Origin of the sequence: Sphingomonas sp. MMS24-J13, assembly GCF_044905095.1 — a bacterium.
GTDB lineage: Bacteria > Pseudomonadota > Alphaproteobacteria > Sphingomonadales > Sphingomonadaceae > Sphingomonas_I.
The window spans coordinates 1,885,656-1,902,641 of sequence record NZ_CP173258.1; the positions used below are offsets into that span (position 1 = coordinate 1,885,656).

The window sequence follows — 16,986 nt, forward strand, 5'->3', positions numbered from 1 at the left end:
GGGTGAGCGACGACCATCAATGGCAAATTAGATGCCTACGAGTATCTTATTTGCCGAATGCGACTCCGTCAATAGGAGTCATCGGTGCATCTAAGAGCCGATTGCCCTGGAAGGCCGCCCATGGCGCAGGCGCGCGCGCCCGGCCACGGGGTCGGCCACACTGTAGGGACGTGCCCGCTGTGTCGCTTGTTGACGCCGGCCTGCCACGACCATGATACGCCTTGTGGGCGCTTTATTGGGGAAATGCGGGGCGGTTCCAATGGTACTCAGGGGTTTCACAGTCCACGCAGGCCACATCTTCCACCGGCTTGCCGGTTATCGCTGCGGTAAACCAGTCGAGAAATCTCACGCCGTTGGCTTGCCGCGTGTAGAACCGATCCAACACATGCGGACGCCCGCGGTTATCCAGCGCGTTCTTTGCCAGAACGGCGTCATAATAACCGCCGATGATCCCTTCGTCCTGCCCCCAGCTCGTGTAGGTGCGGAAATTGGCGACGCGCGCGCGGATATAGGCGTGCGCCTCGTCCAGCTTCGAGGGAACGTCGGGCTTCCTGTCCCCGATGAGCTGCATGAACATCGCTTGCACCGCATCGTGTCGTTCGTTGTACTGATGAAATGTGATGTCGGGATGGAGCTCGGCGGCGCGGACATAGAGATCCTCGATGGTCAGCCCGTCGATTGGCACATCCTCGAAGCCCGCAACGCGCTTCAGGACGTTTTCCGTCCCCCAAGATTTGAAAAGTGGGGCGAGCTTCTCACTCAGGTGATAGGCGCCACCGCCGTCGGCGAAGTGCGTGACCAGGGCGCCGGGATATTGCCCGGCGACGATGTGCGTGAAGAGCGGCGAGGCAAGCGCGCCGGCACTCCAGCCCATGACCGCGACGGTGTCCGGCTGGGCATAGGTTTTGAACATCCAGTCCAGGGCCAGCATCGCATTGTCGAAACCCTTGTGCAGGATCGCCGCCTTGCCTTCAGGGTGACCGTTCATCGCCGGCGTGTCGTAAACGGGTGTCGCGTCACCGAGGAAGACGTCTCCGTTTGCGGTGGGAAGGTAGACCAAAGTGTAGTCGGCAAGCGGGTTTTCGGGATTGTCCGTGTCGAAGATCCCGCCCAAGTCGGTCGGATCGAGCTCGAGGTCGGCGAACGCCCGGTAGTGCGGCCGGCAATGCAAGGCACAGTTTTCGCCCGTCCAGCATGCGCCGCCGCCGGCGAAGATCACCGCGAGCTTCTTCGGATCGCCCTGCTTCACCCAGAACGAATAGGGCGTTCCTTGTGAGCAACCGGGCGCTCCCGCCGGCAGGACGTTCCGCCATGGGTTTGGCACCGTTCGAACGGGTTGCGTCGGCATGAGTGTTCCTGATCTAACCGGGTTGACGAAAGGCGAGGGTTCACCACGGGACGGGTTGGCCCTCGCGATCGAGAAATTGCAGACCGGGTCTGCCCTTTTGGGTGAGCAGAACCTCGACCACCTTCGGCACGGCTTCTTCGACACTGAAAGGTGCGTTCGGACCGCCCAAAGCGGTGCGGATCCAGCCCGGCGCCATCAACACGGACGCGCGCGCGTCTTCGGCATGACGCGCGGCATGGCACCGCATGAGCTGGTTCAAGGCCGCCTTGCTGCGCGATAGACGTTGTTGCCGCCTCTTATGTTGTTGCCGAGGCTCCCCTGCCCTGACGACATGACACCGATAAGCCCGTCCGCCGTCACGAGCCCCTGCAGGCCTTCGATGACATGCATCGGACTGAGCGCGTTCGTGACCATCACACGAATGAAGGCATCGGTGGACACGCGTCCGGCGGGCTCGTTCGGGTTGGCGTCGGCGATGCCGGCATTGACGAAAAGGACATCAAAGCTGCGGCCGGCGAGCCGCTTGCGGAGCGCGGTGATCTGATCCGGCACCGTGATGTCGAGTGACTCGATCTCAATCCGGTCCGGATGCTTGTCCGCCAATTCGTGCAACTCGGTTCGATCGCCGCTTCGCACTGTGCCGGTAACGTTCCAGCCCCTCTTCACGAATTCGGAAGCCATCGCGAGACCTAGCCCACGCGAGGCGCCGACCAGCAGGATATCAGCCATGGGCACGTCCTTCCGCGGCATGGGCATGAAACAGGTGGAGGGAAAGCGTTCTCATAAGTCCGTGATAGCGGAGTGGCGGCCATGCCGGCAGACGCATGGGACACATAGTATAGTTGCATCGAACGCCATGTCAGAAACGGCGGATTGCTGTAGGGTCCGATTATGGATCACGTGGATTTGAACCTTCTCCTAGCGCTGGACGCGTTGCTTGCTGAGGGCGGCGTGACGGGAGCGGCCCGGCGCCTCGGCCTGAGCCCGTCTGCCATGAGCCGGACGCTGGCGCGTCTCCGCTCGGCAACCGGGGACCCTCTACTCGTGCGGGCGGGACGCGGACTTGTACCGACGCCCTACGCCAATGAGCTCGGCGAACGCGTTCACACGCTTAGCCGGGAGGTCCTCGCGGTCCTCCGCCCGCCCGTGGGCCAGGTGGAGATCGCCATGCTCGAACGGACCTTCACCATTCGGGCCAACGAAGGGTTCGTCGCAGGTCTTTCCGCCGCTTTGGTCGCTGCGGTCGCAGCGGCCGCGCCACGTGTCCGTCTGCGGTTCGCGCCCAAACCCGAAAAGGACGCGCGCCCGCTGCGGGAGGGGCAGATTGACTTAGAGGTCGGGGTGCTCGGCGCCTTCGCGCCCGAGGTGCGCACACAGGCCTTGTTTCGGGACAATTTTGTCGGCGTGGCCCGGATCGGCCATCCGCTTCTTGCGGATCCCGCCATCACGATCGAACGATATGCGGCGTGCAATCATGTTGTTGCGTCGCGGAGAGGTGAGTTTACCGGACCTGTCGATAACGCCCTTGAAGAGCTTGGCCTAAGCCGCATCGTGACGTGTGTCGTGCCGGGATTTCCCGACGCCATGCGGATCGCTCGTCAGACGGATTTGGTCGGGCTTGTGCCGCGGTCGTGCTTCGGCATTAGCTTCGAAAGCGACCTGGCAGACACAGTCGGACTTCAGAGCTTCGAGCTTCCGGTGCGAACACCGGAAATCGTGATCTCGGCGATGTGGCATCCCCGGTTGGACGCCGATCCGGCGCATCGCTGGCTTCGCGAAACGGTCGGCGCGGTATGCCGGAAGGCGCACCAACAACGATAACGATCGTCGATACTGAAACTCCGCGAGACCGCCGAACGACAAAGCGCCAGCTGAGCAATTCAGCTGCTGCATATCGCCTTGGCCGTTGGGTCGTTCAACGCGGGTTGGTGGCGCGGTACAGCTACCTCGCTAAGGAGTGCGTATGAATTGACGCGAAGCGCTAACCGGAATGTCCGTTTCAGCTATGACGCTGATCGCGAGGCCGAGCTTCGCTGCGGATCCGCTGCCGCAGGAATGGGACTTGCGCGATCTGTACGCGAGCGAGAGCGCCTGGGCTGCATCGATGGCTGCGGCCGAGACGCAAGTTCCAAAACTTGACGCCTTTAAAAAGGGATTTGCCCAAAGCGCTCAGCAGTTCGGCGCGGCGCTGACCGCAATCTCGCTCGCGCAGCGCCAATCGATGCGGCTCTCGACATACGCGCGGCTGTCGGCGAGCTCCGATCTGCGTGATGGTGCGGCGCAGCAGCGCCGAACCCGCGCCGACACGCTTGCGGGCGCACTGGCCGCTTCGACAGCGTGGCTGGATCCGGCGATCCGAATGCTTGGCCTCGCCAAGATCGACGCCTGGCTAGCGGCTGACCCTACGCTGTCACCCTTCCGACACCGATTGTACGATGTGCTCAGGTTGGCGCCCCACGCGCTGCCTGCAGACGAGGTCGCGGCGCTGGCTTCGGGATCCCAGCTCTTCGGTGGCCCCCAGACCATCTACAATCAGCTGCTGGGCGCGGACATGCCTCATCCGACGATCCGCCTGTCGACGGGAGAGGCGGTGCGGCTCGATGATGCCGGCTACACCGGTGCGCGCGCCGTCGCCGACCGGGGGGACCGCAAGCGCGTCTTCGACGCGTTCTGGGGCAGCTACGGCGCCTACCAGAACACCTTGGGGTCGGTCTTCGCGACCCAGGCGGCGGGCGACACCGTGCTGGCGCGGCTTGCACACTATGACGACGCGCTGGACGCAGCACTTGCGACGGGCGATACACCTCGTCCGGTCTTTACGACGATGATCGCAGAAGCGCGTGCCGGCATCCCGTTGCTGCAACGCTATCTGCGGCTTCGCCAGCGGGCGCTGCGCCTGCCGGATCTCCATTACTACGATATGTACGCCCCACTCGGCCGCACCACCCGTACTTTCTCGCACGAGGCCGCACGTGCGGTCATGATCGACAGCGTACGACCACTCGGCCGGGATTATGGTGCCAGGCTGTCAGCCGCGAGCGGCGCCCGTTGGGTCGATTTTGCGCCGCGTCCTGGTAAATATGCCGGCAGCTTCACGAACCCTGATGCGTATGATGTTCATCCCTACATCTTGCTGAACTACACTTCAGACTATCAGGGCCTGACCAATTATGTCCACGAATGGGGGCACGCGATGCACAGCGTGCTCACTAACTCCAAGCAACCGTTCGAGACAGCGCATTATGAAACCTTCGTCGCGGAAATCGCGTCAACCTGCAACGAACAGCTGCTCGCCCACCATCTCATGGACACCGCCGTCGGCAAACAAGAAAAGCTGTTCTATATCGGCCAATTGCTCGAGTTGCTTCGTCTGAACATCTTTCGAGAGCCGATGCTGAGCGAATTCGAGCACGCGGTGCATATGCAGGCCGCTAATGGCGCGCCGATGTCGGGCACCGCGATGTCGGAAATCTATTTCAAGCTGCTAAAGGACTATCACGCGCCGGTCATGGAGATTGACCCACTCTATGCCATGGAATGGTCCTTCATTCCTCAATTCTACACCAGTTATTATTCATTCCAATATGCGACAGCGATCGCCGCATCGTCATATTTTGCAGAAGCCATCCGTGCCGGCGACGCCGGCGTACGCACGCGCTACCTGAACATGTTGGCTGCCGGCGGCTCAGATTATGCGTACAATCTTGTTCTGAACGCTGGCGTGGATCTCGCGTCGCCCGAGCCCTATCGTGCACTGATGCGCCGCTTCGAGGCTTTGCTCGATCAGCTCGAGCATGCGATCGGAGCCGAATAGAGCACTGCCACCCGCTAGTGGGTACGCGATCGACAATCGCCGAGACACTGGAGCCATTTGCGGTCGGTGTCTTGTTGGCCTTCTCTGACAGTTGGATCTGCATCTCTCCACGACGGCACCTGTCGGGTCTATCTGGACGCGATTCATCGAGCAGTATCGTCCATCGTCCCACGAGTGACGGCGATAACACAGGAGCTGTTTCCGAACCGGCGAGAGAGCAGGCTTAGTCGGCAACCTTTACCCGATTATAGGCAAGGCCGGCTTCGCCGATTGCCGCAGCATGTGCGGGCGACCAGGCACAGTCCGCGGAGCCGGCACGGGATATGGAGGCTGGACGGTCGCGCCCGAGGATGCGAGAGTCCTTCACGGCAGCAATCCCGATAGGTGCCGTGTGCTATGAAGCGCGATCGAGCGGGATCCTCATCAGATCAAGGATGCCCATCATGAATAAGCCCGTAGCGCTCGTTCAGAGACTTGGCGATCGGTGCGGAGGGCTGCTGTGGCGAGCGGGCCTAGTCGCCTCCGGTATTCCCGCGCTGCTGCTGGCCGCTGGCACCCCTGCCCCGACATCTGCTGCGCCCCGCGCAGTGAATGGTCTTCCTCCCTGGTCGAGGGGGTATCTCTACATCCATCACATCAGCACCGGTCGAGGCAATGCGAACTATCTCGTGTTTCCGGACGGGACGACTATGCTGATCGATGCGGGGGAGACCGACCCGAAATATGCGGAGAGCGCTCCGCCTTTGAAAGCCTTCCCTCCCGTCCCCGACGGCAGACATTCCGCGGCCTACTGGATCGCGGACTATATCCGCCAGTTCGCGCCCGCTGGTCGCCCGGTTAAGCTCGACTATGCCCTGATCACCCACTTCCACGGCGACCATATGGGCACGATAACGCCGGACAGGCCGATGTCTCCGACCGGCGCCTACCGGCTGACGGGGATCGCCGAACTCGCTGAACTGATCCCCGTCACCACGCTCGTCGATCGCGTTGCGCCGACATATGATTATCCGGTCGACTTGCGTAAGTGCGCCGCCCCCGGCGGCCCGCTCGGCTCGAACGGCCTGTCGCTCGCAAATTATCTCAACTTTGCGGATTATCGGCTAAAGCACGGCCAAGCGGTGGTCGGACTGAAGCCTGGCGCCCTTGACCAGATCAGGCTTGAGCAACCCGCCGCGTTCGCCAACTTCCACATTCGCAATATCGCGTCGAACGGGATCATCTGGACGGGCGCGCGCGATGAGACCCGATATTATATCCCGAAGGGCGCCGAAACCGCCTGCGACTTCGACGAGAATCCGTACAGCACCGTGCTGACCTTCACCTATGGCAGGTTCAGATATTATTCGGGCGGGGACATTCCCGGTGTGCCCGACGAAGGGGATTCATCCTGGCGCGACGTGGAGACGCCGGTATCGGCCGTGGTCGGGCCGGTCGATGTGATGCTGCTGGACCAGCACGGCAAGAGCGACGCCGTCAACGAGAACATCCTGCGCAACCTCGCGCCGCGTGTAATGGTTGAGGAGAATTGGCTTTCGACCATGCCCGGGAAGGAAGCCGTGAACAGGATGGCTTCAAAGGCCCTGTATCCTGGTCAGCGGGACGTCTTCTCGATCGGCATGGCGGCAGAGACGCGCGCTGAGATCGGCCCGATCATGGACAGCATCTACAAGAGCTATGGCGGTCACGTCGTTGTGCGCGTCGCCCCGGGTGGGGACCAATATGAGGTGTTCGTGCTCGACGACAAAAATGGGCGACGTGAGGTGATAAAGAAATTCGGGCCCTATCAATCGAAATAACCGCAATCTCTCCACCGCCGGGATCGCCAGTCCGGAGTGTGTACGGTTCGGCGAGCGCCGGACTGGGGTCGGCACGTCCAATCCGATGGAACGCTTAAATCCTACGCCTGATCGGCTGCCTTCGCGCGATCATAGGCAAAACCGGCTTCATCGATCGCCGCGGCATGTGCGAGCGACCAGGCGCAAAGAGCCTCGAACGGCTGACGAAGCGAATGCCCCAAAGGCGTGATCGCATATTGTACGCCGATCGGCGCGGTCGGCAGGACGGTGCGGGTGACCAGGCCGTTGCGCTCCAGGCGTTTGAGCGCATCGGCCAGAGCCTTGTGCGTGATGCCGTTGAGCCGTCGCTTGATCTCGTTGAACCGCGATGGCTTCGGGCACAATACTGTGAGGATCATGATCGTCCACTTGTCAGCGATCTTGTCCAGCACTGGGCGTATGAGGGCCACGTCGGACTGCGCGCGCAGTGACAGGAACTCGAGATCGGTATCGTCCGCCATATCTAGGCTATCCAAGGTGCGTTCTTGTTATCAGGTATCCATGGTATATCTGTCTTGTCCTCATCGATAAAGGATTTCACAGATGACTCGGATGACGGACAAAGTGGCGCTGGTCGTGGGCGGTGCAAAGGGTATCGGCTTTGCGATCGCAGAGCGGCTGACGGCGGAAGGTGCGCGGGTGTTCCTGACCGGACGGAGCGCCGAGGAGGTCGAACAGGCGGCCGAGAAGATCGGCGCGGGTGCGCGCGGGCTCGTCGCCGACGCCAGCTTGCCGGAGGACATGGCAAGGGTGGTAGCCACGGTAGAAGATGCGTACGGGCGGATCGATGCGCTGGTGCTCAACGCGGGGGTCGGTGATGCCGCCACGCTGGTCGGTGAGACGCCCGAGCATTTCGACCGTCTCTTCGGCGTGAACGTCCGGGGTTCGGTATTTGGATTGCAGGCAGCGCTGCGGGTGATGGTCGATGGGGCTTCCGTGGTTCTCGTCGGATCGATCGCGGGCTCTGCGGGGATCGCTTCCTACGGCACCTACGCCGCGACCAAGGCCGCCCTTCGTTCGTATGCGCGCACCTGGACCGCGGAACTCGCGCCGCGCGGCATCCGCGTCAACGTCGTCGCGCCCGGGCCGACCGACACCGCGATGATGGCGCGCGTGCCGGAGGCCGTGCGGGCGGCCTTGATCGCGCCTATCCCGCTTGGTCGGATGGCGCGCCCGGCGGAGGTCGCCGCAGCCGCCCTCTTTCTCCTCAGCGACGAGGCGAGCTACATTGCCGGCGTGGAATTGTGTGTCGACGGGGGCATGCGGCAGGTCTGAACGTCGTTACCTCTTGCGGGCGGTGCGCGTCTCGAACGCGTCCGCCGAGGCGGCGAACGCGCGGCTCAGATTAGAGCTTATCGCCGGCCGTCGTCATTACCTGCGGGACTCGACGAAATCTGCGCCACACATCGGGCGCTCCAACGAGGTACCAGATGGCCATAACCGGGTCGCAGACAAAGCAGCCGAACGACAATTCCGGCGCGAAGGGGATGATCGGATTACCATAGAGATCGTGTGCGATGTCCCAACCGCTATGCAGCAGCCAAGCTACGCCGATCGCGCGATAATCAGTTAGTCCGCGATACGCCAAAAGGGTGATCACGGCGCAGAAGGCAATTTCCCACGGCCCAAAGCCTCCACTGAAATAGGCGGCGCCCGCCCCGGCGACGAAGACCGCGCTGAACTTCTGTCGCGTCGGTTCGCGCAGGAGGGAACAGAGCGCGATGAAGATAAAGGCGATCACGATCGGCGCGATGACGCCCGGAACTGTGATCGGCGTCGGGGTAGCGAGGGGCATTGCATATCCTCTTGCGGTTTAGGGTCGCGGAGTCCGCAGCGCGGCGCGATCGAGCAGGGCGTCAAGCGCCGTCACCGCGCGGCGGTCAGCGAGCGGATCGCGCAGAAAGCGCGCAGAAGCATGGTGGCTGAGATAAATTCCGCAAAGCTCCCAGACAAATTGTTCGACGTCGAGCTGCGCATCGAGCTCACCAAGTGCGATTGCCTCGAGCGTCCGCTCGGCAAGGATCGCCCGCCAGCTCGCCTCGATCGTCACCAGCGCCGTGCGCGTTGCGCCGGCGACGTCATCGAGTTCGAAGATGCCAGCCGCAACCGGACATCCACCGCGAAGCCCCGCGCGCGCAGTCCAGCCTAGCCAATTCTCAACGAGCGCGCGGAGCCGCGGCAGCCCGGCATCGGCCTCCATCGCTGGCGCCACGACATTGGCCTGGGCAAGCGAAACAGCCTGCTCAAGCAACGCCAGCTGCACCGCGTCTTTCGACCGAAAATGCGCGAACAGACCGCTCTTGGACATGCCCATTGCTTCAGCAAGTCCGCCAATAGTGATCCCGGTAAACCCGACCTGGCTAAGCAGATCGACCCCCCGGTCGAGAATCCTGGCACGCGTTGCTGAACGAGTTTGTGTCACATAAGAGTAGTACGAACGGTCGTGCTTTTTCGCAACCCATATTGCCTTTCACTACACGGCCAATCGTACTGAAGGATTTGACCAAGGCTCGATGTGCGAACCAACGCTCGGCCGGCCATGTTCCGGCTATGTCGAACAGCAGATCGGCGCGCTCTGTCATGCGAGCGCGTTGGCCGCTGCTTCAGCGAACGCCGATCTTTAGATATTCGAAGCCGCGAGCGGCTTCGCTCTGCCACGCTATTCTAGGGATGCTCTGCATCACCGTACGGCGGCGAAGGCTTCCGCGTCACTGCGAGCAGTAGTCCGAAAGCGCAGAGCATCGCGGCAAACGCGAGCAAGCTTCCCTCCGGGCCGACCGTTCCACCGGTAATCCAGTTAGGCCCGTTCGGCGAGAAGTCGAACAAATGCCCCTGATCAAGATAGCCGCTGCCTGCCGCCCCGAACAGTGGAGCGCTCGCCCAGTTCCAACCCGTGTGATAGCCGGTACTCCACCAGAACGACCCGGTGCGATAGACCGCGTAGGCGAGCAGAACGCCCTGCACGAAGAGGCGTAGCAGCCACACCCAGTCCGCACCGGGGTTGCCGAGGTGCGGGATGAGGAAGACGAGGCCGGAAACGATGGTCGCTCCGCGCCAGCCGACAAAGCGCTCGGCGACCAGCAGGATCGCCACGCGCCCGTACAATTCCTCGCCGGCCGCGCCGATGAAATCGAACAACATCCATCCGGCGCCATGCAGGATCGCTGACCCGGGGGTTTGGCTGGCCGGGGCGGCATTGGCATTCCCCGTCGCGATAATCGCCACGATGGCGACGGTCATCACGAGCAATCCCGTCGCCAATCCGATAAGCGCAAATCGCATCGGCTTGGGACCGACAAGGGGGAAGCCGGCTAAGCGGCGCCCGAGCGTTGCGTAGACGCCCATTACGACCAGGAAATCGAGGACAACCCGGATGATCATCAGTATCGCGTAACGCGGCAGTGCCATTTCACCTTTCACGATCATCGGAAGGGCGAACATATCGACGATCGGACGGTGAACAGCCCGCGCGATAGGATCGAAGACGAAGAACGCAGCCACGAGAAACAGCAGGGCGAGCCAGCGACGCGACGGGTGTTCGCTATCACCGAAGGGAAGCCAGCGCATTTCCGGACACTCTCTTATCAACGGGGCGTTCGCGATCCACGAAGCGAAGGTGATTGCTGGCCTTGCGTCTACGCGGCCGGGTAACTCAGATGTCGCCGTACATAAGCGGCGGCATGCTGACCGCAGAGGTTTCACCCCTGCAGGGCAGCGCCGAACTCCTGAGGGCTAGGCGTCTCATCGAAGGTCCGAACGGACTCCGGAAGCTTGATCCATGACTGCTTGCGTTTGGTCCAAATATGTATGGCGGGGACGAGTTCATCGCTTCGCGTAAGGGTGCCGGCACGAAGGATGATCATGTTCGGGACCGCGGCGTTGCGGTTGGCGATGCGGGTTGAACAGGTCGCACAGACAATGTGCTGGGAAGCCATGCTCTCGACGTTCTCGAGTTCGAATTCCGACGCGTTTCCGCTCAATTTCACAAGCGATTCCGGGAGCAACGCGTGGAGAGCGAAGGCGCTCCCGCTCCACGTCTGGCAGTCAAGACAGTGGCATGCGTAGGTGAGCGGGAGGCCTTCCACCGACAGCTCGTATTTCACCGCTCCACAGCGGCAGCTTCCCGTGATGGGCATGGTTATTCCTTGAACTGAATTATCGGACGGCAACGTCTAGGAGGCGGTTTCAGGAAGGTCTCGCATTTTCTGGGTCATGTGCACCCGCTGAAACCACGGGGCAGAGTCGATGAATTGGCGACGTTATGGAGGAGCTCTGCCGCCCCCGGCGAGCATCCAGGCGGGCAGAAGTTGGCGCGGAAACCATGCCGCGATGGGGCGGGATCCCAGCCGTTTTGGCGAAGGTGGCGGGCAGCGATTTCTACCCCCGCGACGCGGTGCCTTGCCGGGTTGCACCGACGGCTCCAGGATAGGTTTCGATGCTAACACCGATCGCCGATCTTTCGCTGGTTCAGCTGCGCTGCTTTGTTGCGGTCGTCGATGCCGGCAGTTTCGCCGAGGCGGGGCGCCGCATCGGTCTCTCGGTATCGGCGATATCCAAGACGATCGCGCGGTTCGAGGCTGCTTATGGCCTGAAGTTGCTGCATCGCTCAACGCATGCTCTGTCGCTTACCGAAGACGGCGAGCAGGTGATCGACGCCGCGCGGGCCGCGATACAAAGCATCAGCGCACTCGCGACGGATCTCGAGGATGCAGCATCTCACGGCCGCGCGGGCCGCGTACGGATCAGCGCGCCCGTGGGCTTCTTGCGCCGACGCCTCGTCCCATTGCTGCCGGCGTTTGCTGCCGCCTTGCCCGACGTGGAGCTCGATCTTCGTGGCGAGAATGAGATAATCGACCTGGCCGGATCCGGTGTCGATCTGACGATCCGTGGCGGGGCGTTGACGCGCACTCCGGGCCACGTCGCGCAGCTCTGGTCCAATATCCCTGGGTCGTTTGCGCGGCGCCCGATTATTTCGCACGGCGCGGTCGCCCTGAAATCCCCGACGATCTCGCCGCGCATGACCTTATCGGGTACCGCAACAAAAGCAGCGGCGTGGTCCGGCCATGGCGTCTGCGGCGCGCCCGGACCGACGAGGATGGCGTGGGCCAGGCACTTACGCCGTTTCGTCCCCATATTGTGATCGACGACGGCGAGGCCAGCTGGGGCGCTGCTTGTTCTGGCATTGGTATCACCATGGCCCCGTTGTGGCTCGCCGCGGAAGCGTTGCGGAGCGGAGCAATGGTGGAGGTGCTGCGCGATTGGCGATGTGAGCGGACACGGGTTTCGATCGTGCGGCGTGACCGACGACATGCGCCGCGCCGGGTTGAGGCGGTGATCGCGTTCCTGAAGGCACATACTCCGAGCTTCCCGGCGGACCTCGCCTGAGCGCCGGACCTCAAGCAATGCCGACGCCCTGTTCCGCTACCCAATGTTCGATCGCGGTGTTCAGCGCGGCGGGTGCCTCCAGCGACACCGTGTGGCCACACTGGACCGTCATCTCGGTCAGATTGGCGCAAGCTTCGCGCATCGGCTCGGCCAATCGGGTGTGAAGGGTGTCGCATACCGCGTCCTCAGTGGCGTGAATGAACAGGGTGGGTTTCGACAAGCGGCCGAAGTTCGGCGCTTCTGCCGCAAACGCGGCATTCGGCGCGTCGTTCAGATACCAGGCATTGGCGCCGCGGAACCCCGTCTGCGCGAACGCCTGGACCACCGTATCGAAGGCGGTCTGCGACATGAAATTTTGGTCGCGTGGTATCGTCGGGGCGACGCCGACACTGCCGAACCAGCCGCTATTTGCGCGAATACCCGCCATCGCGGCGGGTTCGCTCGCGACGCGCGGCTTGGCGCGGCGGTAGAGCGTTGCGATAGTGTTCGCCACGTTCGCCTCGAGATCGCACGCGCTGCGCTCGAATTGTTCGCGATGGTAGAGCCAGTAATCCCACTGTCCGACCGGGAAGCGCTCGATCGGATAGATCGCGCGATCTACCAACGGCACCAACGCGTCCAGCGTGAGGCCTCGGGCGAAATATGACACGCAGATTCCGGCAACGCCGAGACACCGTTCCGCATGATGCGCGGCGATACCCCAGGCAATGGGAGCGCCCCAGTCATGGCCGACCCAAACCGCCGGCGTACCGCCGAGCGCGTCATGCAGTTCGATCATGCCCGCGACGATCTCGCGAACCCCATAAGCAGCGATCTCGGAGGGCACTAACGATCCACCATAACCGCGCATATCCGGCGCGATGCAGCGCCAGCCTCGAGCCGCGAAATGTGCGAGCTGCGGGTCCCAGACCAGGCCGAGTTCCGGCCAGCCGTGGAGGAAGATCATGAGCCTTCCGTCCGCCGGCCCGGCTTCACGCCATGCCGTGCGGTGCCGGTCGCTTTCGGTCACATGGCGGGAAATTCCGCTTGTCATCCGGGCATGTCCAGCTTGGTGGCCGCGATCAGGCGCCAATCGGCGAGCGCGGCCCGGCGGTGAGGATCGGCGCTCAGCTGATAAGCATCGCTCTCAACGATCCGGCGAAATGCTGCGAAATCGGGATATGCTACGATCGCGGTGGCATGCCAAAGTTCGTCCGCTGACCCGGCAACGATCCCGGTGACCATCCCGGCGAAGATCGGTCGGATGCTTTCGAGATCGAGGTCCTTCGCGACTGCGCTGAAGGCCGGAAGATATCCGTTGAAATAGGCTTCCTGCCCCGTCCTGCCGGCGGGCGTCACGCTGTCGGAGTAAGCCGCCGCATCGCGGAAGCGGAGCAGATTGACCATATAGAAGGGCTGGCCATCAGGAAGATCCTCCGCGAGTTGCGCGAAATTCTCTGAATTGATGTCGGTCGTCATTGTGCGTGCCTCCGTGCTTGCTAGGCCGGATATGCGATCTCGATCCGGTGATGGTAGGCACGCACATGGACACGCTGTGTTGCCCTCGCGTACGGAACCGTATGGAGGATTCAGCCGCCTTGCATTCCGCCAAAAGCCGGCATCCGGAATGTGGGTGCCCACTGATCGATTTTGCGAGCCGATTGTAGTCGCCAACCCGGCAAACCACGGCGACAGGAGGGCTGCCTTAGCCGCCGAGACCGTGCAACGCGGTTGTGTCCGCACCCTCCAGATCTGCCTTGATGATGTTCATGGCGTTCTCGAGTCTACCGCGATAGCGCGGAATGATTTTGTCGCGGATGGTGTCGATCGCCGTCGCGTTGGCCGGAATCAGCACGTAGAACCAGTCTATACTGGTCGTTCCGTTCCCGTTGTCCGTGAATTCCCACGCCCCCTCGATGCGTTCGACTACGCCCTTCATCGCCGCCGACGTGAGGTCTTCGACCTTGTAGCCAAAAGACCGGTTCGGTTCGAGGCTGGTCAGCGTCTCATGGAAGGAGGATCCGTCATCGGCGGTGGTGTCGCGAGTCTGGCCGACATATTAGCCCCACTCTTTGGTGACGGTGGTGCTGACATTGCCCGGCATCTCTCCCACTCGAGGGAAGATGTGCGTCACGTCCACCGGCACGATGTAAGCGAAAGTCTCAGCGACCGGACGGGCGATCGTACGGGTCACCTTCACGAAAGCGCGTCTCTCGGAAGCGTACTCTGGAACCCAGCCATGGTGGTCTCCTGCAAGTTTGGATGATGAATCGAACGCCATTAGTTTGCCGTGGATGGAATCGCTCGACCAAGCGCCGCGCCGATGCTCTCGGCGACGGGCGTGGTCGGTCGGCCGATTAGTCGGCTCAGCGCCCGGTCATCGTCAAACAGCACGCCTTTGCCGGCGTTCGCGTCGGCATCGGCAAGAAGGTCGGCGAGCTCGGACGGCAAGCCAGCCGACACCAGCGCCTTCTCATAATCGCCCTCGGCCAAATTGACGTAGGCGAGCGGTTTGCCGGCTTGGCGCGAGACTTCCGCGGCGAGATCCGACAAGGTCCAGGCCGTGTCTCCAGCAAGTTCGTAAATCGAAGCAGGATTGGCTGCGACCAGCGCTGCCGCCGCCGCCTCGGCATAGTCTGCTCTCGCCGCCAGGGATATTTTGCCGTCGGCCGCCGCGCCGTACAGCGCGCCAGCGGCCAACGCCGGCTGCAACGCCATGAGATAGTTTTCGGTATACCAGCCGTTGCGCAGGAACGTGGCTGCGATCCCGGAGGCCTCCAGCGCAAGCTCGGTCTCGCGGTGTTCGACCGCGAGCTTCGCGCCCGGGCGATCCGCATGCAGCATGCTGGTATAAGCGATGAGGCTGACACCAGCCGCCTTCGCGGCGTCGATCACGGCTTGGTGATGGCGGAGCCGCCCTGTCGTCAGGTTGGACGAGATCAGCAGAAGCCTGGTGACGCCGGCAAAAGCGGGCGCCAGTGTTTCCGGCTGATCGTAATCCGCGTGGCGTACCTGGACGCCGCGCGCGACCAAGTCCTCGACGGCCTCGGGATTTCGAACAGCGGCGACGATCTGACTGGGCGGTACGGAGGTCAGAAGCTTCTCGATCGTCAGGCGGCCAAGTTGGCCGCTGGCGCCTGTGATTGCATACATGGTTCAATCCTTTTCTCGGGCTGCGTCACTATCTTCCTTCAGATAATGCGGTCGTCACCAATGGTAACCTCCTATCTTGCAGTAACCGTCGCTTTTCGGTAACCGTTTGGAAACCAACGTAAGGACGTCCGATGGTTCTCAGAGTGCGAAAGAAGGTGCAGGCGCTTCCGGGCTGCCCGATGTCGCGCTGCATGGCGCTTCTGAGCGGCTTGTGGACACCGGAATTGCTGTGGTCGCTGAGCGAAGGGCCCCGCCGGTTCTCCGAAGTGCGGCGCGATATCCCCGGCATCTCAGCGAAGGTGTTGACCAGCAGGCTGCGCGATCTCGAGCAACGTGGCGTGCTGGGGCGTACCGTGATGGCAACATCGCCGCCGACGGTCGAATATCAGTTGACGCCGTTGGGCCTCGAATTGCTTCCCGCCATCAAGTCTATCGTAGCTGTCGGATCGCGTCTGATCCTCCGCGACGCCCCGCCTGAAAAACAAGCGGTGTTGGGGTGACAGCTGCGTGCGGTCACCAACCATTTCGGTCTCGCCCCTTGGTAGGCCGCCGTTCTTTCGTCCTTGGCCGTGCATCGCTGCTGATCGCCAGCGCGCGGTCCGAGCGCGAGCGAATGGCGTCGCATCATCGCTGGCGGCGTTGGAGCTACGACATGGCGGCAGACTCGGCGTATAAGCACTCGATTTGCAGTCAGGCCGCAGTCTTTCGCATCGCGCCGGAGAGCGGTTCAAGCTGATGAGCAGCTTCAAGGGGCTCTTGTCAGCCCTGGTGCTGTCCGACTGGCGCATGGCCGAGACAGGCTGGATGCGCCGGTGCGCTACGGTCGATCCGACCTCATGGATGCCTCGCCCGTGACCGCGGCCAATGTCGGGCGGGGTGCGATGAGCGTTCGCGAACTCTGCGAGGCGATCATGTACCGGAGCGATAACGCTGCGGCCAACCTGCTTATGCGGCGCGCCGGTGGTCCCGCCCGCCTTACGGCCTTCCTCCGATCGATTGGCGATCGGGTCACGCATGTAGACAATTATGAGGGGCAGCTCTCCGATCAACCCCTGCCCGCCGACAGTTCGACCCCCCGCGCGGTGACCGAGACGATGCGGCAGATCATGCTCGGCGCTGCTCTGCCGGCCTCGGCGCGGCAGCAATGGGAAACCTGGATGGAGGGCAACATCGTCGGTCGCACGCGCCTGCGTGCCGTCTTTCCAGACAATTGGATCGCCGGCGACCGGACCGGCACCGGCGACGGTATCTGCAACGACTTCGCCTTCCCGAGACGGCCGGGGACGGCACCGTTGTTGGTGAGCGCGTATTACACGGCGTCAGGAATGGATTTATCGGCACAGGGAGCGGTGCTCCGGGACGTGGCGCGCCTCGTTTTTACCTGGCAGGGTACGGGCCAGTAAGCTTGCTTTAGCCCCCCGAGGCCAGGGTCAGATCCAAGCCATGCCACCGTCGACGACAGCAAGGCG

The 16,986-nt window shown here is 62.6% G+C and carries 18 protein-coding genes and 2 pseudogenes; 7 read left to right on the plus strand and 13 right to left on the minus strand.

What is annotated here, in order from left to right:
- Positions 1 to 232: 232 nt before the first annotated feature.
- From AB4Z44_RS08875 to AB4Z44_RS08885, 3 genes are read right to left on the minus strand one after another with little or no spacing between them, the layout of a single operon-like run.
- Positions 233 to 1,348, minus strand: coding sequence for a hypothetical protein (locus AB4Z44_RS08875; protein WP_404713680.1), 1,116 nt, complete (start codon positions 1,346 to 1,348; stop codon positions 233 to 235).
- Between the two features lie 40 nt (positions 1,349 to 1,388).
- Complete coding sequence (locus tag AB4Z44_RS08880) at positions 1,389 to 1,607, minus strand: hypothetical protein (RefSeq protein WP_404713681.1); 219 nt, start codon at positions 1,605 to 1,607, stop codon at positions 1,389 to 1,391.
- Complete coding sequence (locus AB4Z44_RS08885) at positions 1,604 to 2,077, minus strand: SDR family NAD(P)-dependent oxidoreductase (RefSeq protein WP_404713682.1); 474 nt, start codon at positions 2,075 to 2,077, stop codon at positions 1,604 to 1,606. Before AB4Z44_RS08885 ends, AB4Z44_RS08880 begins: the two co-directional genes overlap by 4 nt.
- Positions 2,078 to 2,239: 162 nt before the next feature.
- Here AB4Z44_RS08885 and AB4Z44_RS08890 point away from each other — a divergent pair, with 162 nt between their 5' ends.
- The 3 genes from AB4Z44_RS08890 to AB4Z44_RS08900 all read left to right on the plus strand — a co-directional run bounded on the left by AB4Z44_RS08890 (position 2,240) and on the right by AB4Z44_RS08900 (position 6,961).
- Positions 2,240 to 3,169: a LysR family transcriptional regulator gene (locus tag AB4Z44_RS08890; protein WP_404713683.1), complete on the plus strand. Its 930-nt coding sequence runs from the start codon at positions 2,240 to 2,242 to the stop codon at positions 3,167 to 3,169.
- Positions 3,170 to 3,353: 184 nt separating this feature from the next.
- Positions 3,354 to 5,162: a M3 family oligoendopeptidase gene (locus AB4Z44_RS08895; RefSeq protein WP_404713684.1), complete on the plus strand. Its 1,809-nt coding sequence runs from the start codon at positions 3,354 to 3,356 to the stop codon at positions 5,160 to 5,162.
- A gap of 323 nt (positions 5,163 to 5,485) precedes the next feature.
- Complete coding sequence (locus tag AB4Z44_RS08900; RefSeq protein ID WP_404713685.1) at positions 5,486 to 6,961, plus strand: MBL fold metallo-hydrolase; 1,476 nt, start codon at positions 5,486 to 5,488, stop codon at positions 6,959 to 6,961.
- Positions 6,962 to 7,062: 101 nt separating this feature from the next.
- Here the strand turns inward: AB4Z44_RS08900 and AB4Z44_RS08905 are convergent, their stop codons facing one another.
- A complete protein-coding gene (locus tag AB4Z44_RS08905; RefSeq protein ID WP_404713686.1) occupies positions 7,063 to 7,461 on the minus strand; it encodes a winged helix-turn-helix transcriptional regulator in 399 nt (132 codons plus the stop codon).
- Positions 7,462 to 7,543: 82 nt separating this feature from the next.
- On the opposite strand from AB4Z44_RS08905, the gene AB4Z44_RS08910 reads away from it, so the two are divergent.
- A complete protein-coding gene (locus AB4Z44_RS08910) occupies positions 7,544 to 8,275 on the plus strand; it encodes an SDR family NAD(P)-dependent oxidoreductase (RefSeq protein WP_404713687.1) in 732 nt (243 codons plus the stop codon).
- Positions 8,276 to 8,345: 70 nt separating this feature from the next.
- Here the strand turns inward: AB4Z44_RS08910 and AB4Z44_RS08915 are convergent, their stop codons facing one another.
- From AB4Z44_RS08915 to AB4Z44_RS08935, 5 genes and pseudogenes are all read right to left on the minus strand, one after another.
- Positions 8,346 to 8,795, minus strand: a complete 450-nt coding sequence (locus AB4Z44_RS08915; protein ID WP_404713688.1) for a DUF6010 family protein — start codon at positions 8,793 to 8,795, stop codon at positions 8,346 to 8,348.
- Between the two features lie 18 nt (positions 8,796 to 8,813).
- Positions 8,814 to 9,308 carry a TetR family transcriptional regulator C-terminal domain-containing protein gene (locus AB4Z44_RS08920; protein ID WP_404714200.1) on the minus strand — a complete coding sequence of 165 codons (495 nt, stop codon included), beginning with the start codon at positions 9,306 to 9,308 and terminating at the stop codon, positions 8,814 to 8,816.
- Positions 9,309 to 9,314: 6 nt separating this feature from the next.
- Positions 9,315 to 9,422: pseudogene (locus AB4Z44_RS08925) on the minus strand (hypothetical protein); the annotation flags it as partial.
- 242 nt (positions 9,423 to 9,664) lie between these two features.
- Positions 9,665 to 10,567 carry a CPBP family intramembrane glutamic endopeptidase gene (locus tag AB4Z44_RS08930; protein WP_404713689.1) on the minus strand — a complete coding sequence of 301 codons (903 nt, stop codon included), beginning with the start codon at positions 10,565 to 10,567 and terminating at the stop codon, positions 9,665 to 9,667.
- A 131-nt stretch (positions 10,568 to 10,698) separates the two neighbouring features.
- Positions 10,699 to 11,136, minus strand: a complete 438-nt coding sequence (locus tag AB4Z44_RS08935) for a GFA family protein (RefSeq protein ID WP_404713690.1) — start codon at positions 11,134 to 11,136, stop codon at positions 10,699 to 10,701.
- Positions 11,137 to 11,435: 299 nt separating this feature from the next.
- On the opposite strand from AB4Z44_RS08935, the pseudogene AB4Z44_RS08940 reads away from it, so the two are divergent.
- Positions 11,436 to 12,385 (plus strand): annotated as a pseudogene (locus AB4Z44_RS08940) (LysR family transcriptional regulator).
- A 10-nt stretch (positions 12,386 to 12,395) separates the two neighbouring features.
- Here the strand turns inward: AB4Z44_RS08940 and AB4Z44_RS08945 are convergent.
- The 4 genes from AB4Z44_RS08945 to AB4Z44_RS08960 form a co-directional block, all read right to left on the minus strand.
- Positions 12,396 to 13,418: an alpha/beta hydrolase gene (locus AB4Z44_RS08945; protein WP_404713691.1), complete on the minus strand. Its 1,023-nt coding sequence runs from the start codon at positions 13,416 to 13,418 to the stop codon at positions 12,396 to 12,398.
- Positions 13,415 to 13,843, minus strand: coding sequence for a DUF1330 domain-containing protein (locus AB4Z44_RS08950; protein WP_404713692.1), 429 nt, complete (start codon positions 13,841 to 13,843; stop codon positions 13,415 to 13,417). Before AB4Z44_RS08950 ends, AB4Z44_RS08945 begins: the two co-directional genes overlap by 4 nt.
- Before the next feature lie 226 nt (positions 13,844 to 14,069).
- Positions 14,070 to 14,303 carry a hypothetical protein gene (locus tag AB4Z44_RS08955; RefSeq protein ID WP_404713693.1) on the minus strand — a complete coding sequence of 78 codons (234 nt, stop codon included), beginning with the start codon at positions 14,301 to 14,303 and terminating at the stop codon, positions 14,070 to 14,072.
- 341 nt (positions 14,304 to 14,644) lie between these two features.
- The gene (locus AB4Z44_RS08960; protein ID WP_404713694.1) at positions 14,645 to 15,517 is read right to left on the minus strand and encodes an NmrA family NAD(P)-binding protein; all 873 of its coding nucleotides are present in this window, start codon (positions 15,515 to 15,517) and stop codon (positions 14,645 to 14,647) included.
- Positions 15,518 to 15,708: 191 nt separating this feature from the next.
- Here AB4Z44_RS08960 and AB4Z44_RS08965 point away from each other — a divergent pair, with 191 nt between their 5' ends.
- Both AB4Z44_RS08965 and AB4Z44_RS08970 read left to right on the plus strand, forming a co-directional pair.
- On the plus strand, positions 15,709 to 16,017 hold the full coding sequence (locus AB4Z44_RS08965; protein ID WP_404713695.1) for a winged helix-turn-helix transcriptional regulator: 309 nt from the start codon (positions 15,709 to 15,711) through the stop codon (positions 16,015 to 16,017).
- Positions 16,018 to 16,329: 312 nt separating this feature from the next.
- On the plus strand, positions 16,330 to 16,920 hold the full coding sequence (locus AB4Z44_RS08970) for a serine hydrolase (protein WP_404713696.1): 591 nt from the start codon (positions 16,330 to 16,332) through the stop codon (positions 16,918 to 16,920).
- The last annotated feature ends 66 nt before the right edge of the window (positions 16,921 to 16,986 follow it).

Excerpts from the sequence above, each read along its gene's own strand:
- AB4Z44_RS08910 (WP_404713687.1), top strand. The coding sequence starts at position 7,544 with ATGACTCGGATGACGGACAAAGTGGCGCTGGTCGTGGGCGGTGCAAAG.
- AB4Z44_RS08890 (WP_404713683.1), top strand. The coding sequence starts at position 2,240 with ATGGATCACGTGGATTTGAACCTTCTCCTAGCGCTGGACGCGTTGCTT.
- AB4Z44_RS08950 (WP_404713692.1), bottom strand. The coding sequence starts at position 13,843 with ATGACGACCGACATCAATTCAGAGAATTTCGCGCAACTCGCGGAGGAT.
- AB4Z44_RS08955 (WP_404713693.1), bottom strand. The coding sequence starts at position 14,303 with ATGAAGGGCGTAGTCGAACGCATCGAGGGGGCGTGGGAATTCACGGAC.
- AB4Z44_RS08915 (WP_404713688.1), bottom strand. The coding sequence starts at position 8,795 with ATGCCCCTCGCTACCCCGACGCCGATCACAGTTCCGGGCGTCATCGCG.
- AB4Z44_RS08900 (WP_404713685.1), top strand. The coding sequence starts at position 5,486 with ATGGAGGCTGGACGGTCGCGCCCGAGGATGCGAGAGTCCTTCACGGCA.
- AB4Z44_RS08935 (WP_404713690.1), bottom strand. The coding sequence starts at position 11,136 with ATGCCCATCACGGGAAGCTGCCGCTGTGGAGCGGTGAAATACGAGCTG.
- AB4Z44_RS08905 (WP_404713686.1), bottom strand. The coding sequence starts at position 7,461 with ATGGCGGACGATACCGATCTCGAGTTCCTGTCACTGCGCGCGCAGTCC.
- AB4Z44_RS08965 (WP_404713695.1), top strand. The coding sequence starts at position 15,709 with ATGGCGCTTCTGAGCGGCTTGTGGACACCGGAATTGCTGTGGTCGCTG.
- AB4Z44_RS08930 (WP_404713689.1), bottom strand. The coding sequence starts at position 10,567 with ATGCGCTGGCTTCCCTTCGGTGATAGCGAACACCCGTCGCGTCGCTGG.
- AB4Z44_RS08885 (WP_404713682.1), bottom strand. The coding sequence starts at position 2,077 with ATGGCTGATATCCTGCTGGTCGGCGCCTCGCGTGGGCTAGGTCTCGCG.
- AB4Z44_RS08960 (WP_404713694.1), bottom strand. The coding sequence starts at position 15,517 with ATGTATGCAATCACAGGCGCCAGCGGCCAACTTGGCCGCCTGACGATC.
- AB4Z44_RS08945 (WP_404713691.1), bottom strand. The coding sequence starts at position 13,418 with ATGACAAGCGGAATTTCCCGCCATGTGACCGAAAGCGACCGGCACCGC.
- AB4Z44_RS08920 (WP_404714200.1), bottom strand. The coding sequence starts at position 9,308 with ATGTCCAAGAGCGGTCTGTTCGCGCATTTTCGGTCGAAAGACGCGGTG.
- AB4Z44_RS08895 (WP_404713684.1), top strand. The coding sequence starts at position 3,354 with ATGACGCTGATCGCGAGGCCGAGCTTCGCTGCGGATCCGCTGCCGCAG.
- AB4Z44_RS08875 (WP_404713680.1), bottom strand. The coding sequence starts at position 1,348 with ATGCCGACGCAACCCGTTCGAACGGTGCCAAACCCATGGCGGAACGTC.